We start from the raw sequence: 17771 nt of genomic DNA, 5'->3' as shown, positions 1-17771 counted from the left end.
CTTCTCTGCCCCAGTGCGCCACAGGAGTGTGCCACATATGTGACAAAAACTGTGACACAGCCGCACATGGCGCACAGTTGTGTCACAGTTTCATTTGTGTCATACGGTATATCAGATCCGATGCGAGCTGTAGTCGATGTGATACCGTTGGAGCTTTCGATATAAAGTTCTTCGGCTGATACCCAGCAAGCGGGCCGCCTCCATGACGTTCCCGTGGGTGCGGTGGAGCATGTCCTGGATCCGCGCCGCCTCGTCCTCCCCCTCGCCCCCAGAGGGGGACTCTCCCGCCGCCGCGGGCACAGCCGGCGAGGGCGCCGATCCCTGGAAGGCCCGGACCTCCGGCGGGAGCTCGGCGGCGGTGACCAGTTCCCCCTCGGCCAGGTAGACCGCCCGCTCCACGCTGTTCTCCAGTTGGCGCACGTTCCCCGGCCAGGGGTATGCCTCCATCATGGCCAGGGCCTCGGCCGTGAAGCCCTCCACCCTTCCTCCAGGACGGATGTCACTGTACTTGGCCAGGAAGAAGCCCGCCAACTGCCTCACGTCTCCCGACCTCTCCCGCAGAGACGGGATATTGATCCGAAAGACATTGATCCGGTAAAACAAATCCTCCCGGAAGACTTTGCTGTCCACCAGCTGCTCCAGATCCCGGTTGGTGGCAGTTATCACCCGCACGTCGATTCTCAGCGCCTTGGAGGCCCCGATCCGGCGGACTTCTCGGTTTTGGAGCACCCGCAGCAGGGTGATCTGAACATCCACCGGCATATCCCCGATCTCGTCCAGGAAGATCGTCCCGCCGTTGGCCAGTTCGAACTTGCCCGCACAGCCGTCCCGCCGGGCCCCAGTGAAACTCCCGCCCTCATAGCCGAACAGCTCGGCCTCGATCAGGCTCTTGGGCAGTGCGCCGCAGTTGACTGCGATGAAGGGCCCCCGGCGACGGGAGCTGGCGTTATGTATGGCCTGGGCAAAGAGCTCCTTGCCCGTGCCGCTCTCTCCGGACAGGAAAACCGAGGCGTCGTTCTGGGCGGCGATCTTGGCCATGCGCACTGCCTCCCCCATGGCCGGAGAGATGCCGATGATGTCCTGGAATCTGAAATGGGCTTCGTTGCCCATAATGTTGTTGACCCGCTTGTGAAGGCTGGACAACTGCTCAATCTGCGCCACATACTCCTGGTGGCCGGTGCTCTCCACCGACAGGGAGATGGTGTGCTTGCCCTCTCCCCGCTCGAAGGAGATGGTGCGGTTGGATAGGGAGGTCTTGATATCCTCCGCCGTGACCGCCCCACATCCCAGCACCTCCAGAAAGTCAGCTCCGCTTAGCTCAGCCGGAGCGAGGGCCAGCTGCCGAGTGGCCTGTGTATTAAAGGCTACCACATGGAGGGACTCGTCCAGCAGACACATGGCCGTGGGCACCGTCTCGATGATAGCGGACAAGTTGCGGTAGCTCTTGGACAGCTGGTCGTAGGCATCTTTCAGCTTCAGCTGCCGAGAAATGGCATCTGCTGCGGCCACCACCATGCCCAGAGTGTGATCGTTCACATGCTCCGCCATGCCGGACAGGCAGACCACGCCGCCGATGTCTCCATCGGGCAGAAAGACCGATGCGCCGGAGCAAGCCCAGTTGGCATGTACCTCGTAGTAGTGCTCCGCCCCAAAGACCTGGAGGGGGATCCGGTCCACCAGGACCGTGCCGATCCCGTTGGTGCCCAGCCGGGATTCGCTGCGGCAGGCCCCCTTGACCAGCCCGTTCTCCCGGGCGGTCCGGGAGATGTCCTCGTCCCCCCGGGCGTAGAGGATATAGCCCTCCTCGTCACTGAATAGCAGCAGAAACTCCGAGCCCCGTATGAAATCGTACAGCCCATCCAGATAGGGGAAGGCCACCTGACACAGACTGTTCCGCCGGGCGATCCGCTCCTCCACGGCATCCAGTGGCAGGATCTCCTTATTCCCGTGCTCCATGGGCACATGGGACCCCCAGCAACGTTTCCACGACCGTAGGATCTCCGGCCGTACCGCCTCGTCCGGGATAGGAGTACCGCTGCGCAGGAAATTCTTTGCCTCTTGGATTAATCGTTGACTCGTCAAGATCGTAAACTCCTTTCTTGATGTCCCCACGGCCCCATATCCCAGGGTCCCGCTAAAATAATATTATTGTAGCAAGGTAACATATAAAAATCAATGACACTATCTTTATGTATAGCAAAATCGCTGGCGGAAAGGCTGGTGCCAAGTCGTAGTCGCCGACTTCTTGAAAAGCTGAGATGCGGAGGATCGTGATACCTGTTTCCCCCCCGCCGCCCCGTCCCCGAAAAGGTCATTTGCTCCAAATCATCGTCCCGGAAGAAGATGCCCTTCAGGTTGTTGAGGACAATCTGGATCGCCCGTTTAGATGTGTCCCATACCCGGGCGTTGTCACTCCCTTTTGCTGGGCAAGTGTTGACTGTACCTGCCCTGCCGGGTCCGGGCCGTATGTCTCCAGGGCGCAGATCACGGCCAGCTCCTGGCTCAACAACCGCGGGGACCTTGTATTTGTAGTGGAGCCGGTCGGCGTCCTTTTCGTACCACTCCCAAAACCATTTATTAAATTCCTCAAACGAGGTAATGACGGAACCGAAGCAGAGGCATTGCGGCGGCTGTAACCAACCTTCTTCTCTACATTGCCCTTTTCGTTGCCGGAAGCCGGATTGCAAAAATCAGCCCGGAAAATGCAGTGGAGCATAAATCGGGTAAAGCCGTCTGTCAGAACACGCTCACCGTCTTTCAATACCTGAGCAACAGCCGTGGTCATATTGTCAAAGCGCAGTCTGATGGGAATACCCCCAATGTACTCAAAAATCCGCTTCATGCCTATCCGCAGGCACTCTTGGTTTTGGGGCTGGAATGCTTACGATACTCCGTAGTTAGATCTGGGGAAATTTGATATACTGGATTTGAGCCATTCGTAACGCCTTTCTGCTACCCCCCCTTATGGTTATCCCACCTAAGAGGTAGCGTTTATTTCAGATGCTGACAATGGCTCATTTTAATTCGCCATTAGGGCGCTCACATTTTGGGTAGCCTTTGCTACAATTTTTATTTTGCCGAAAACACTTTTGGCCATAGGACCCGCCTGAGATACAGGCGGGCCCTATGGCGGTTTGACGTTTAAACAGTAAGGACAAATCAAAGCGGCAAGAAAAAACATGCGGCGCTCGGTTGAGCGCCGCATGTTTTCAGCCTTTTCTCCGCCTATGTTCTATTTCTCCATCCAGGCATATCATCCTACCTTTGACAAAAGGCAGCAAAGTCGATTCCAAGCAAGTATTATACCTCTACCATTCCATACTTGACCTTAATGCGGTCCAGCTTCTCCAGCATGGGCTCTGCCCCAAACCAGAGAAAAAGCCAAGTGGCAGCCGCCTGGATACAGTCGAAGGGGAGTCCGGAGATGTAGTAGGTCAGCAGGACCTTTTCATTGAGCTCTCCCACCCAGGTGAGGGCGGATGCCGGATTCATAATTCCGCCGTAGATCAGTATGGCGGCCAGCGCGCCAAACACGCATAGCGCGCCCCGGTTTCTGCGCAGGAGTCCCTTTCGGAACAGGAGGCCTGCCAGGAAGCCAATAATGCCCATGGCGAACATTTGCCAGGGAGTCAGCGGGCCCTGTCCAAAGAGCACATTGGAGGCAAGCATGGTCATTGCGCCCACCAGAAACCCCGTCTCTCCCCCGAAGGCAACACCAGCAATAATCGTTAACGCCATCACCGGCTTAAATTGCGGCAGCATGAAAAACGCCGCCCGTCCTGCAATGCCAATGGCACACAGGACCGCTATGATCACCAGTTCCCTGGCCTGCGGCTTTCTCCCCTCAAAGATCAGGAAAAACGGCAGCATACACTCCAACAGCACCATCAGAGAGATGAAATAGTATTTTTTATTCCCCAAATAGAACACTCCGATATATAGGGTCAGCGGGATTAGCAGTAAAATCAGCACGGCTGCCACAATGGTCCGCTTAGCCAGCTTCCGCTTGGCTCTGGGCACCTGGAGGACATAATCCTTCCGGTGTGACCGGCGCGTAATGCAGGCAGCAAACAGGAACAACGAGAGAATAAAGAGCGCATACAGAAACATTTGATGGTTTGCCAGCTCTGTCATACCGCCTGCGGTGATCAATTTGGTCAAATCTGTGATGTTCATGAAGGACAGGAACAGGAGGAAGGCCATAGCTCCTGTCAGCGCCGCGCCCAGCTTGCGCCACCAGGTCAGCGGTTTTGGTTTGGAGTACGCGCCGGCCTCCTCCGGCTCCGGGAGCGGCTCCCTGCGATCCGGGAGTTCCGGCACAGGCGGGAGCGTCCCGCCGCAGGCCAGTATGACGTCCTCCGCCGTCACTGCCTCCGGGAGCAGGCCACGGGCCATGCGGTTGGCCGAGGTCGTGTAGAAGCTGTTGCCGGAGAAAAAAGCCCGCGGCGGGGCCTCCGTGACGATGGAGCCGTCGAAAAACAGGGCGCAGCGGTGGGCATACCGGGCGCAGAACTCAATGTCGTGGCTGACCATGAGCAGGGCAACCTCCTGTCGCAGGAGTGTCTGCAAAATCTCAGCGAATGTCTGCTTAAATTCCGCGTCCAGCCCCTTGGTGGGCTCGTCCAGCAGCAGGATTTCCGGTCCCAGCAGGAGCACCTTTGCCAGAGCCGCCCGCTGCTGTTCGCCGCCGGACAGGTCGTAAGGGTGCCGGTCGAGCAGTTCCTCCAGACGGCACAACCGCACCGCCCAAGCGATCCGCTCCTCCTGCGCCTTTCTGGAGAAAGCCCGGCCCTTGAGAATCTCAATGAGGTCCTCCCGGACGGTTTTCTTCACAAAAAGCGCCTGGGGATTCTGCGGCAGCACACCTACCCTCCCAACCAGCTTTACCTCCCCCCGGTAAGGCTTCTGAAGTCCGGACAGCAGCTTCAGACTGGTGGTCTTTCCGGTGCCGTTGCCGCCCAGTAAGGCCAGGAACTCTCCTCGCCTCACCGTAAGGCTCAACCCTTTCACCACATCCGGCAGCTCTTTTTCGTACTTGAACCACAGCCCTTCCGCCGTGATGGCCGGCTCATCCGGATACACATGCCGGGACTCGGCGGGCAGTTCTCCCAGCGGATGGCCGTCAGCAAATCCGGTCAGCCAATCCCGGCCCTCCCGCACCGTGACCGGGCAGTGTCCGCCCGCATCCGGCGCGGATGCCCAGATCCGCATCGGGGTCGGCATGGCCAGGAACATTGAGTGTCCCGCCCCGCGCAGGATCGCCCCCACCTCCGCGGGACTCCCTGTGCAGAGCAGCCGTCCGCGGTCCATGACCGCCACACGGCTGGCCAACGGGAAGGCGTCCTCCAGCCGGTGCTCCGTCAACACGACCGTCGTCCCCAGCTCCCGGTTGATTTTCCCCAGCGTCGCCAAAAAGTCTGCCGCTGCAATGGGATCAAGCTGACTGGTCGGTTCGTCCAGAATGAGCACACTGGGCTGCATCGCCATGATAGACGCCAAATTCAGGAGCTGCTTCTGCCCGCCGGACAGCTCCGTGACGTTCTTGTAGAACCAGGTCTGAATGCCGAAAAAGGAGGCCATCTCAGCCACCCGGCGCCGGATGGTAGGCGTGTCATACCCCAGGCTCTCCAGGCCAAAGGCGAGTTCGTGCCACACCTTGTCGGTGACAATCTGGTTTTCGGGGTCCTGCTGCACAAAGCCGATTCCGGCGCTCTGCTCCCTCTGATCCAGTTCTTCCAAAGGGCGCCCCTCGAAACGGATGCTTCCCAGCCTTCGGCCGTGGGGCGCCAGCACCGTCTTGAGCTGTCGCAGAAGCGTGGACTTGCCACACCCCGACGGGCCGCACAGCACCAGGAATTCCCCCTGCTCCACGGTCAGCGTCAAATCGTCCAGCGTCTTCTCCGTCCTCTCCGGGTAATAGAAGGAAAAATGTTCAATTTCAATACTTGGCTGCTTCTGCTCAGACACACATCCGCCCTCCCCGCCGTAATAGTCTTGTCTGTGCGCCCACGGCCTCCGCCCGGGCTACGCGCCCGCGGGAGGACAGCTCATGGGTCAGGTAGCGCGGGCCAATCTGCTCCAGAACCGGCAGAATGGCGGGGTCTGTCCAGGGGCGGTGCTGATCAATCTGGAGGATATGTTGATAGCTCACTCCAAACCGCTCCATATAGTCCTGCGGCAGTCCCGCCGGTAGTGAACCGGTGTGAGTCTTCACATAGGCCCCGCTCAGGGACTGGTGCAGATGAACGCCCCGCACCCACGTTGCCAGGCTGCCATGCCGGTTCAGCATGCGCCGGATATAGTCCGCTCCCTCTGCCTCACTCTTCAGCCCGGTGCAGGCATTCATCAGGTGTCCGGTATCCAGCAGGATCCCTTTCCCTGCAAAACGGATTCCCTCCAGCAGGCGGACGGTTTCCTCCGGCTCCGTAAACGTAAAGCCGGGCCACCACTGGTTTTCCACAAGGAATTCAAAGGGCCATGTTTCCGTGCCCAGAATGAGGTTTATCACCTCCACCGCCGCATCAATGACCTCTTGATTGGTGTGCAGCCAGTGGTAGGTATACCCTTCCTCAATTGAGACATCCGATACATGAAAGACCACATAGTGGGGATTCAGCCCTGCCGCGCGCCGCAGATCCGCCCGGTACTGCTCCAGCAGTGTCTCCGGCCCTGGACCGCCGTAAAAGCGTGCCGCAGCATCCAGTGAACCGAATTTTCGCTTCAGCGCCCTCCGGTCATCCCGGTAGAAGTCCAGCCAGTCCGGATAGAAGGTGAGGTGATAGCCGATAACCAGGTCTGCCGGCAAATCCTCAGGAAATTCCTCACCGCTCCAGATACCCTCCATGCCGTCGCATCCCAGAGCTGCCAGCTCCGCCCGCAGGTCGCCCCAGCCGTGGTATTCTTCAAAGCTCCCCGAATACAGCGGGAGGCTCATTGTTTGGTACATGGCTGCACCTCGTTTTCTTTGCGCAGCACTCCCCACTCCCGGTCCGCGCGTATATTCAGGATAACCGGCATCAGGCACAAAGCCAGATACACTGCTTGAAGGCAGACGGTCATCGGTGTCAGCGGCACTCCTCTCGCCGTAGGATAATAACGCCAGTAAAAGCCCTTTGCCGCCGCGCCGCAGCAGAGGAAAAATCCGCAGTAGAGCAGCCATGAAAGTGCCGATTGATCCCGGCTGTCAAACCGGTAGATGGAAAATGCTGTCCGTCCAGGCAGCCCATACCCACGGCTTTTCATGCTGTCCGCTGTTTCAATCGCATTCTCCAAGCTCCAGGTCACCATAATGGAGAGGATCGTAATTGCATTGCGAAGCCGCCGGAGCACCCCACCATTAGAGACATCCCGGCCAATACACCGTTGGGCCTCTGATACGACCTGAAGCTGCGCTTGGAATTTTGGTACAAAGCGCAGCGTCATACTCAGGACGAGAGAGAGGGCCGGAATAACGCGCCCGAATAGGTACACGAACTTGTCCGAGGTCATGACCGCCGTATAGCAGGAAAACCAGGTGACAACCGCCGCCAGCATGGCCGCTGCCGCCGCTCCATACAGGATACTCTCCAGCGTCAGGGGATTCCCGGAGGGCAGATAGGTCAAAATCGTGGCTCCCTCATGGTTGAACGCCGGGTTAACCAGGGCGGCAACCACCATCATGGGGAGCATATACAACAGACTGAAGCGCACTGCTCGCCGTCCGTTCAGGTATACGGCATAGACCAAAGCGGAAGCCAGAGAAATCGCCAGCGAAACCGGGTGCATCAGAAACATGGTAAAAGCAATTACCAATCCAAAATACAAAAAGTTTATAATAGGGTGATAGCTGGAAAATGTATCCCTGTATTGAATAAGGCATCCCTTCCAGACGTGGGGGGGGGGGGGGGGGGGGGCGCGGTGAGGCGCCGCGCCCCACGTAAATTTTTTATTAGTTTTTCACGAAAATAGCGTGTCAGTTCACCAGAAGTCCGCCCATGAGAGTCAGGTACTCCGGCACTTCGCCGTTATGACTCCAAACTATGGGGCGTCCAAAATACAGCTCCATGGTTTTCCCGCTGTCTCCCCCAAGGACGTTGAAGGAATAGCGCGTCTCCTCCGGCCAGGGGCTCCCGCATGTCCTGATGCAGTTGTCTCACACAAGCTGCATCCGCCTGCGGAATGTGCCGACGTATGGGGAGACTTTTCCCCTGTTCAACAGCTCCGCCATCATCCCCGCCTTCTCTTCCCGCATTCCCCGTATCAGCACCGGAAGCGTTTCATCCGGGGATGGGTGCAGTATACGCGCAAACAGCGTCAGATGGTTAAATTGATGTCAGAGCTGCAGCGGCTGAAAGGAAAAGGGCGGGCAGGACCACCGCGTGTTATAGCTGCTGCACTCCCTGCAAAATCCCAGAAACCGCTCTACATCTACACAGCGTTCGGTATACTCTTTTACAGAAACCTTCGCCTTTCCTGTTTCCACCACATATGGCATAAAGTCAAGCTCGCTTCCGTGTGTACTCAACCGCCGGTGGAATAGAAGCCGCCCACATCCACACCCAGGTCACAGGTGTAGACCCACTCTATCGTATCGCCCTCTTTGAGCTGATAGCGGGAACAGCCATAATTGGGGAACCAGCCGTTCACCTTATACATCCAGCCGGACAGCTCTCCGCAGTCAAATTCATAGAGGTTGTTAATCCCCTCAATATAGGCGGAGTTGTACATCGGTGTATCCTCAAACTCCATGTGGATGCCGGCCTTCCGCATCTCACGTTGGAGCACATTGAACACACTTTCACCCTCGTAGAACGTAACGGTCGTCGCAGGGAATATGACTCCGTCTTCCGGCACCAGCTCCACTTTTTCCGGGTCCAGCCAGTCGATGTTGTCCAAAATAGTATTGCAGCGGACAGAGAGCGTACAGGTATGGGTCACATCGGAGAACTCCACATCCTGCGGCTCCACCGGCAGGGGCTTTCCTTCCGGCACTGGATCCGTAAGATACTTGTCCTTTCCAGTCTCCGGATTGATCTCCATGCCGTTGGCCTCTGAGTATTCCTTGTCTCCCTTTTCCACACCGGCGGAGGAGCCGCCCGCAATGGCTTCTGCCGCCGCAATTTTTTCCTCCGCCGTCATTCCGCCTTCCAGCCCGCCGGGCCGGGATGCCAGCCCCTCCGGCGAAGGCGTTGGTGTCTCTGGAGCCGCAGACTCCGTGGGTGCAGGAGTTTCCGAGGGCTTCGGGGTTCCCGGAGACGCAGGGGTTTCCAAAGCCCCTGCCGTCTCCCTCGGCTCTGGGCTATTGCCATCTTTCCCTGTTTCCTCTGGTGTTTGGCTGGGCTGTATGCTCTCCAGCACCGGGCTGCTCTCGCGGACGCCTACTGTCCATCCCTGAAGTCCCGGTGCATTGCCCCCATACCAAAAGGCCGCCGCCAGGATCACCAGGATAGCCAGCGCCCCGATTACCTTCCCCTTCGTCAGCTTCATTTCTTTTCTTCACCGTCCTCCTGCGGCATATACAGGCAGTAAGCCGGACACAGTTCTCCCATATAGATCCACACGTTTTCGCCCATATCAATAGGTTCAGAGAACGTCAGATTCGGAATCAGGAGCTTCAGTGTAGTCCGTTTGCGCCCACTTATGTTCACACCTTCCGCTGTGGGCGTCTTCTGGAATTCCTCCACTCGTTGGGACAAATCCGGAATTGCCAGCTCCCGTGCAAGTTTGGGCAGAACCTCTTCTTTCCGACAGCACACCACATTATTCTGGTTCCTGAACCAGCTCTGATTCAGCATGGTTCTTTTCACTCCTATACAATAAATTTACAGCAGATTGGCACTGCTTAAAAGGTTGAACAGCATCTGAGCCACCTCGGCCCGGGTTATAGCCTCCAGGGGCCTAATGTTCAGCTCAGCCTGGTTCAAAATTTTCTCCTGATAGCAGAATGCCAGCGGAGCGCGGGCCCATTCGGCGGTACTCATATAATCAGGGAACTGCGCCAGCATATTTCGGATTGCTGCATTGTCCATTTCTGTCTCCAGTCCGCACAGCTTGGCTGCACGGGAAACCATTACCGCGGCCTCTTGGCGGGTGATCGTGCCGCTGGGGTTGAACCGGCCGTCTGCGACTCCGGTAATAATGCCGCAGGAATAGGCTGTCCCCACATAGGGCGCATACCATGCCTCTGCTGCAACGTCAGAAAAGCTGTTCTTCCCCTCCGGTGTGAGACCAAGCGCCCGCACCACGATTGCAGCAAATTCGGCACGCGTCATGCTCCCCTCCGGGTCAAAGCTTCCATCGGACTTGCCATCAATAACGCCGCGGGCGGCCAGCGCCTCAATGGCAGGCTGATTTTTATGGGCATTGGCCCCGGTAATGTCATCGAATGTTTTGCCCATCTGAGTGATAGGGCTGGAATGGACTGCCGGATCTTTCCCCTCCAATCCCGCTCCTTTGGCAGGACCTGTCGCCGGTCCGTCTGGGATGGTTCGGGCATCGCTCATCCGGTAGAGGCTGTTTCTGCCGTCCTGAAGCCGCTGGGCGGCAATAAGGCCATAGAACGCCTGCTCCGATGCCATCTGATTGGAGCCGGAGCCGTCTGCCGTGTGCAGGAACCCGTTTCCGGGCAGATAAAAGGTCATCAGATTGTCCAGGAGCGTGTTTCCGTTTTTGACAAAACGGGGGGCGTCCAGCGGAATTCCCAGCTCGCACAAAGCTACGATAATCTGGACACAGCTCTCGGAATTCTTAGTCCCCCAAGAGGAAAAACCGCCTTCGCTGTTCTGCTTCTTGGACATGCACGCCAGCGCTTCCTCCGTCGCCTTTGCCACTGCTGGCTGATCCTGATACTTGGCCAGCGCCTGCAGCGCCATCCCTGTGATGTCCGGGTCGGATACGCCGTCTCCGGAGGATGCCGCAGAGGTTCCTCCGAAAAGGCTCCACCCTCCGTCAGGCAGCTGGCACTCCAATATGCGGTCTATGTACATCTGCCGGGTCGCCTGTGTCTCTGCCTCTGGGTTTTCCGGCATGGGGTAATCTCTGGAGTCGAGCGCAATCAACGCCCAGATGGGGCCGTTAAGGCCCTGCCAGATGGTCTTGTCATAGTCGCCCAGCGGTTTAGTCAGGTCATATCCCCCCACATTTCTGGCGTCCTTCCCAATCGAGCTGAGGGCAACAATCACCCGGGAATACTCCGTATATTTCTTATCGTGCAGCTTGCCGTCGCAGGCCTTCACATATGTCTCCACAGTGGCATAGTAGTCCTGATAATAGCTGTCCGGTACATCGTACCCGCTCCGGGCCAGCCCCAGCACAGCCCATTCACCGCCGATAGACCCTACCTGCGGATCCTGTACGGTGCGGTACATATATTCTGCGGTATCCTGCACCGCATCGTTCAAGGTCTCTTTGGATACGGCCGCCTGTGCTCCCGTCAACAGGCCTGTGGTCAGGGACAGGGCAAGCACAAATGCGAATCCGCGCTGTTTCCATTTCTTCATATGAGCGAGTCTCCTTCTGCTTTTTCTTCGGAAGGCCCTGCAGGTTTCCCCCAGGCACTGAGCCAATAGCTCCACAAATGCTTCATGGCCAGCTTGCTAAGGACAGGTATACCCATCAGCTCCATGGCCCTTTTATTGGTGCATCGCTTTTTTTGAAACAGCTTCTTGAGCTCCGGCGGGATTTCTTCTTCCTCCGGTGGGCGCCAGCTCTTTCTGACAAGCCCGCACATGCGTTCTGCCAGTTCTGCCTCCCGCTCCGTCAGGGGAGAACCAATCCGTTCACAATACGCCCTGAATCCGTCAGCGGATACCCGCTCCGGCCAGTCTGGCGGCCACCGCTTTTGCTCTTCCAGCCTCTTCCGAAATCCTCTGGCCGCCCAGCAGGCTTTATTGATGTTTCCAAACCGCTGCTTCAAATAAACCTGGCGAATGGGACTGAGCTGATATGTCCGAGGCTTATGCCCCGGATGGTCCATTGTCACCACCACAGCCTCCAAAAGCGCCTCATCCGTATAGCTCTCATAAATCTGCCGGCCAATATTCCCTTTGGGGTCAAAAATTCTCCACAGGTCCGGATCCATCGCCTGTCTGGAAGTTCCCTGCTCTCCCCGGCTTTCCTCGTCCAGCTCTGAGAGCCACTGGCGGTATCCCCGCAGCTCTTTTTCCGTCAGCTTTTGCTCTTTGAGCATTATACCGCTCACCTCAACAAGTAAAGGCACGCTCTCCCATTGGGTGAACGTGCCTTGTATCGGTACATCCCACCCATTTTTCCACAATCAGGTCTTGCCGACTGGACGGCGGGGGCAGGCCCGTACCGGTTTCCCGGAGTTTCACCCAACTGTGTTTTCTGCTTGATTGTGGGCAGGGCCGCCCGGCAGGTCGAATTCGGTCTGCCGGGCTCCTGCTCGAGTAAGGAGGGGCTCCCTCTATCCTTACCGGGGGAGCCCCCATACAGCCCGGCCTGGTTTTGCAGACCGGAGCCAAACGGGGCCTTTATGGTTCTTCCAGAGTCTCAGGCCTTCTCCGCCTTGCTCTCCAGAAGGCGCATCAGAATGGCGGCAACCTCAGCGCGGGTGGCCTGGCCCTGCGGGTCCAGACGATTTCCATCCTTTCCGGTAATCAGCTTCTCCGCATAGGCCCACTCCATAGCCCGGGTTGCCCAGGCGGAGGTATCCGCACCGTCGGCAAAATCCTGTAGACTGGCTGTTTTGCTCACATCCCAGCCTTTGAGCTTTGCATAGCGGTACAGGATGGAGGCAATCTGCTCACGGGTCACGCTGCCCTCCGGGTCAAAGCCCGCACCTGTGCCGCTGACGAGACCAGTCTGGCTGGCCCAATCCACAGCCTCGGCGTACCACGCATCCGGCTTCACATCCGGGAAGCCGGATGCGCCAGACGCCTCAGGCTCGCCCTCCAGCCGCCACAGCGCCGTAACCAGCATCGAGCGGGTCATGGGGCCGTTGGGAGAGAAGGTGGTTTCACCCGTTCCGGTCAGGATACTGTTCTGGTAGGCATACACCACCGCGCCGTAGAACCAGTCCTCCTCCTTCACATCCGTAAAGGGCATATCCACCACCTCGACAGGCAGCGCCACGAAGGTGCTCAAGTGGGTGGTGGCCACCTCAAGAAAGCGCTTTCCACCAGTCTTGACACACTTGCCCACCAATTGTTCCACAGAACCGTCGTCGCTGATCTGATAGACGACATAGCTCTTGCCCACCTCAAACGCCTTGTTCTCCACCGGCAGATAGAGGGTGATGGACTTGCCGCCGAAAGCGGTTACCTTCTCCTTGCCGGAGCGGATGGTCACCTCGGTCACAGAGCAGTCCTTCAGGGCCTCCTCGGTCACATCCTTCTGTCCCTTCAGCAGCCCACCGGCGTTCTCAGCTTTACCGGCGGCCACCGTCACGGTGACCGCGCCACCCTCCGTCGTTTTGGAAATGGAGGTCAGGACATCCCGGGACAGAAGCACCCGGCCCAGATCGCTCTGTATGGATACACTCGCCTTTGTCTCTTCCAAAATAGCATCCACGGCGCCCTTGGGGAATGTGACCTCCAGGCTGGTGGCCTCACTGTCCATCTCGGGAGAGATGGCAATGATCTCCGCCTCGCCTTCCACTGCATTCTCGATCATCGTTTCGATCTCTTTTTCGGTAAGCTCCACCTTGGCGTTGCCGTCCTTATCCACATTGGCCCCCGGCTTCACATCCACGGTTGGAACGTCCGGCTTTTCAGGCTGCTTGTCAAAGTCCTCCTTGGCCAGCGCGGTTTTCGCGCTGTTAATTTTACTTTGGCTGGCCTCAGGGTCCGTCAGAACCTCCATGGCGTCCATATAGACCTCGTTGGCCTCCAGAACCTCGTCGTCGTACTCGCTCCGCAGCTCGGCCACGGCCCAGGTAAGGGAGCCCTTGTCACCCACGTTCACGATACTGGAACTGCCCCAGGCGGTATTGTCTGCGTTCAAGTCTGCGCCATATCCCCAGACGGTGAACTGCCAGCGCATGACCTCGCCGTCCGACATCTGCCAGCTCGATGCGCCCACGCCGGGGAAGTCGTTGTCCACGCTGTACATCCAGCCGGACATGTTGTGGTAATCAAACTCGCTCAATGTCTTATCGCTGCTGTCACCCATGTTGACGGAGCCGGCATGGTCCAAGATGTACTGTGGGATTTTGGCTTTGGTCTGGTTCACAGGCTTCACACCGGCCAGGTAGAAGCTGTTGGTAATGCTTCCGGTGTTCTCCCAGTCGTAGCCGTTCTCTCTGAGCAGGTCGGTAATGACCACGCTGGCGGGGGTACGGTCATCCACAGTGACCAGGGTCGGCTTAATCAGATAGCCCAGACTCAAGGTGTTTGCGTCCATAGACACCGCCACCTCGATCCGTCCGGCGTGGTCAGCAGGGATGGCCTGCATAGCGGCCAGCGCCTTGTTCAGGGCCGCGATGATGTTATTTTCGATGAAGTCCTCGGCGGGCAGAGCGGCGTTGATATCCGCAATTCCCTGCTCATATGCGGCCACCAGCTTTTTCCAGTTTGCTTCGCTGTAGTCGCTTTTCTTATACTTGTTAAATGCTTTTTCCAGGTTGTCCAGGGCAGATTCCCGGTGATACTGCATCTCCGGGTCGTCGGGGGCCACGGGGCCGGTGCGCTCCGTCCACTTGGCGTAGAGCATGATGCCTTTCCCCGGCATCCGGGCGGTATTGGCGTCCCACTTCTTGCCCTCGGTACAGGCCGCATCATAGTACCAGCCGCCGAAGGCATTGCCGCTCTTGGCAACACTGGGCACCTTGGACGAATCCACCTCGCTGAGGATGGGGGCGGTCATGGTTTTCAGCGAGTCATCTTTAAACGTGCCGCCCTGGGCGTCAAAGGTAATGGTTGCGTCATCCACCGAGAGGTAGATCGCGCCCGCGCCGTCTTCGCCATACATGGCGCTGACGCCGTCTATGACGCCGCTCAAGGCGGTCACACCGTCGGGGCGGATTTTCTTGCTCAGGTCGTTGGGATCCTCATTGGGGTCGTTGAAGTCGGCCATAACCTGATAGACCCACTTCTTCCCATCCCACTTGTAGACGTAGCTGCCGTTATAACCGTTGACCGCGAGATAGTTCCGTCCTTCGCCCGAACCGTTGACAAGCGCATAGGGGATCCCGCCCTGGTCCAGCCCGAAGAACAAGTAGTTATGGAAAGTATTTTTATTATTAAAGTACAGCCCGTCCAGCGACAGCTTCGTTGCGGAGCTGCCATCCCACAGGTACGGGTCATAATTATTTTTCCCTGCCATGAGGAGCAGTTTGCCGTCGGCGTTGCCGCTCGCCACCTCGAGCGAGCCGGAGATGTTTGCGGTTTCTACCTTGTTCCAGGTTGTACCATTGTATTGGTACAGGCCGTCGGCCGCCCCGGCGTAGATCTCCGTGTCGCTCACCCGGTAGAGGGAGTTGAACTCATGTTCATTCTTTTCCCACTTCGTCCCGTTCCAGTGGTACTTGTTCTGCCATACGGTGCCGCCCGAGAGGATGACCACCGCGTCGCCGGGGTCGCGGGGCTGATTCAGGTCGTATGCTTCTTGATTGTAAATCTTCTGGTAATCCGAGAAGCAGGAGGCATCCACCTGGCTCCAGGACGTGCCGTCGTAGCGGTAGAGAAAGTGCACCCCGCGGAGGGTCACCCCTTCGGCGTCTGACGGATAGCCCGGCGTGGTGACCTTATCGATCTCCTTCCCCACCTCGCTGACAGCGGCCAGCAGGCCGCCCTGTCCGTCCGGCCCCACGGCGAGGACGCCAGCCGCGTCTCCTGTAATGGTGGGCAGGCCGTCGCTGATGCTCATCAGATCCCGGTCCCCGCTGTCCGCCCAGGTGTAGACGCCGTCCTTACCGTAGAAGTACAGTTCGGCCTCTCCGGTCTCCGGATCGGTCCAGCCGGACACCCCGCGGATGTCGGGCCCTGCCTCTGTGGTGGAGCCTTCGGTTCCGGCGGGCACGTTGGGGCTGGTCACATAGGTGAACGCGCTGTTCTTCTCGCTGGCCTCTGTCGAGATCTCGTAGGTCTTCACCGCCGTCACCGTAGTGCCCGCGGCGGTTCGGATGTACGCCGTCACCGTCAGCTGCTCTGTGTCGGGCAGCGGGTCAATGGGGATCTCGACGTCATAGGTCTTGCCGGTCTCCCAATCCTGTGTAATGACGTTGCTGCTGAGAGGCGTCCCTTCTGCCGAGCTGCCCCCGTAGAGCGTGACGGTGAGCTGTCCGTCCGGGATCTTGGAGGGTACGCTGAGAGGGAGGTAGAGCCGGGCCCGGCTGCCCGCCGGAAGCGTGTCCCCCTCCTTCCCTGCGAAGGACGGATTGACAGTGATCCCCGAAAATGCGCTTCCCTCCAGATACGCACCCTCGCCCAGGGTGACCTCCGCCAGCTTGAAGTGGGCGGTAAAGGTCACGTTCTCCATGCCCTCGGCCAGGGCCACCGTCATGGGATTGGCCGTCTTGTCCCAGTCCTGGGTCAGTTCCTCCAGGTTTATCGCCTGGAGGCCATTATTCTCCACGGGAGCGGGGGTCTCCTCTACATCGGGGGTCTCCTCTACATCGGGGGTCTCCTCCGCGTTCAGGCGCAGCAGAGCCACCGGGGAGGGTGCAGCCGTTTCCGCCCCGGTGGCATCCTCCGCCCCGTCCGGGGCAGGCTCGGCTGGCGCAGGCTCTTCCGTGGGTGCGCCGGTCTCATCCGGCGGGGTCTCCGTCCCGTCGGCAGCTTCCTCCGGCGGCGCAGTTGTCTCCGGCTCGGAGGGGGCGGGCTCCGCCTCACCGCCATCCTCCGGCATATCCTCATCTGGAAGCACCTGCTCCTCCGGCGCGCTGTTTTCCGCGCCGGTTGGGACGCCCTCCCAGCTCCAGTAGTCAAACATATAGAGTTCATCCGGCGTGGCCGTCAGGGTGTACTGATCCGCGCCGTTGGAGGAGTTTACATAGGAAAAGGACGCGGTTCCATGCCCAGCATTCTCAACTGTGAGAACACGGCGATCCCGGAAGTAGGCGGTAAAGTTGGTGTTCTTCGTCAGGTTCACGGTATACGGATTGTCATAAATGCGGTCAGAACTTCCCTCCGCGAGCCAGTAGTCGAACGCGTAGTCCTCTGCCCCCATAGCGGCGAGTACATATTGATCGGCCACGGTACCTTTCAGTGCCTCTGCCGTACCACGTCCCTCCTGTGCGACGGATACGGTCGCGGAATGCGTTGATTCAGCCGGTGCTGGAGCGAGGATGATCGTGCTCCCCCCACCAAGCCCATAATCACTATTGAGGATTCGGGACATCCTCGTCATTTTGAAAGACAACTTGTTGCCTTGAATCGTTATAAAAGTTTTTTCCTCCTTATTTGAATAAGAAAGGACATATTTTCCCGTATCCTCATGATCATGCAAATATTGATTCAGCTCACCATTACTTGCTGTCCCGCTAACGGTCCAGCCCTTATATCCACTTGGGGAAAAATTATCTAATGTGACAGTACTAGTGACGATAGATGTAACGCCGCCACCACCCTCAGTCTGAAATTTTTCATTAACTATATATTCGTTGCGCTCTCCGGCCTTAATCTCATAAGTATTCCCGCTTATCTTAAACTGCCCTGAGACAGCGCCTGTATACGTCCTCAAATCGATCACGATTTTGATCTGTTTCTCAGTCGGTTCAACAGCCAGTGCCGTCGGGGCACAGAGCGAGCATAAAAGCGACAGCACCAACAGTATGGAAAGAAGCTTCCTCTTCTTCAGCAATGATGACTCCTCCTCTAATTCGTCTTCCAGCC

9 protein-coding genes are annotated in these 17771 nt (G+C 58.0%); all 9 read right to left on the bottom strand.

Going from position 1 to position 17771, the window contains the following annotated elements; translation table 11 throughout:
• Window positions 1-111: 111 nt before the first annotated feature.
• Complete coding sequence (locus ACESY8_RS05455) at window positions 112-2112, bottom strand: sigma-54-dependent Fis family transcriptional regulator (protein WP_487249759.1); 2001 nt, start codon at window positions 2110-2112, stop codon at window positions 112-114.
• A gap of 1188 nt (window positions 2113-3300) precedes the next feature.
• Window positions 3301-5967 (bottom strand): ATP-binding cassette domain-containing protein, encoded by a 2667-nt coding sequence (locus ACESY8_RS05450; protein ID WP_434307716.1) that lies wholly within the window; start codon window positions 5965-5967, stop codon window positions 3301-3303.
• Window positions 5960-6946 (bottom strand): TIM barrel protein, encoded by a 987-nt coding sequence (locus ACESY8_RS05445; protein WP_039996356.1) that lies wholly within the window; start codon window positions 6944-6946, stop codon window positions 5960-5962. Before ACESY8_RS05445 ends, ACESY8_RS05450 begins: the two co-directional genes overlap by 8 nt.
• Window positions 6931-7773 carry an energy-coupling factor transporter transmembrane component T gene (locus ACESY8_RS05440; protein ID WP_434307717.1) on the bottom strand — a complete coding sequence of 281 codons (843 nt, stop codon included), beginning with the start codon at window positions 7771-7773 and terminating at the stop codon, window positions 6931-6933. Before ACESY8_RS05440 ends, ACESY8_RS05445 begins: the two co-directional genes overlap by 16 nt.
• Before the next feature lie 726 nt (window positions 7774-8499).
• Window positions 8500-9465 carry a DUF4430 domain-containing protein gene (locus ACESY8_RS05435; protein WP_498794656.1) on the bottom strand — a complete coding sequence of 322 codons (966 nt, stop codon included), beginning with the start codon at window positions 9463-9465 and terminating at the stop codon, window positions 8500-8502.
• Window positions 9462-9773, bottom strand: coding sequence for a hypothetical protein (locus tag ACESY8_RS05430; RefSeq protein ID WP_007487878.1), 312 nt, complete (start codon window positions 9771-9773; stop codon window positions 9462-9464). The genes ACESY8_RS05435 and ACESY8_RS05430 overlap by 4 nt, the downstream gene beginning before the upstream one ends.
• A gap of 27 nt (window positions 9774-9800) precedes the next feature.
• Entirely contained in the window at window positions 9801-11477 is a 1677-nt protein-coding gene (locus ACESY8_RS05425; RefSeq protein ID WP_054338694.1) for an S-layer homology domain-containing protein, read from the bottom strand.
• Complete coding sequence (locus ACESY8_RS05420; protein WP_054338693.1) at window positions 11474-12166, bottom strand: hypothetical protein; 693 nt, start codon at window positions 12164-12166, stop codon at window positions 11474-11476. Before ACESY8_RS05420 ends, ACESY8_RS05425 begins: the two co-directional genes overlap by 4 nt.
• A 323-nt stretch (window positions 12167-12489) precedes the next feature.
• Entirely contained in the window at window positions 12490-17133 is a 4644-nt protein-coding gene (locus ACESY8_RS05415) for an S-layer homology domain-containing protein (RefSeq protein WP_498794655.1), read from the bottom strand.
• Window positions 17134-17771 lie beyond the last annotated feature (638 nt).

It is taken from the genome of Clostridium sp. ATCC BAA-442, assembly GCF_964239415.1.
GTDB classification, from domain to species: domain Bacteria; phylum Bacillota; class Clostridia; order Oscillospirales; family Oscillospiraceae; genus Flavonifractor; species Flavonifractor plautii.
Note: the sequence above shows the minus strand (reverse complement) of the source record. Positions and strands in the feature narration are given on the sequence as shown.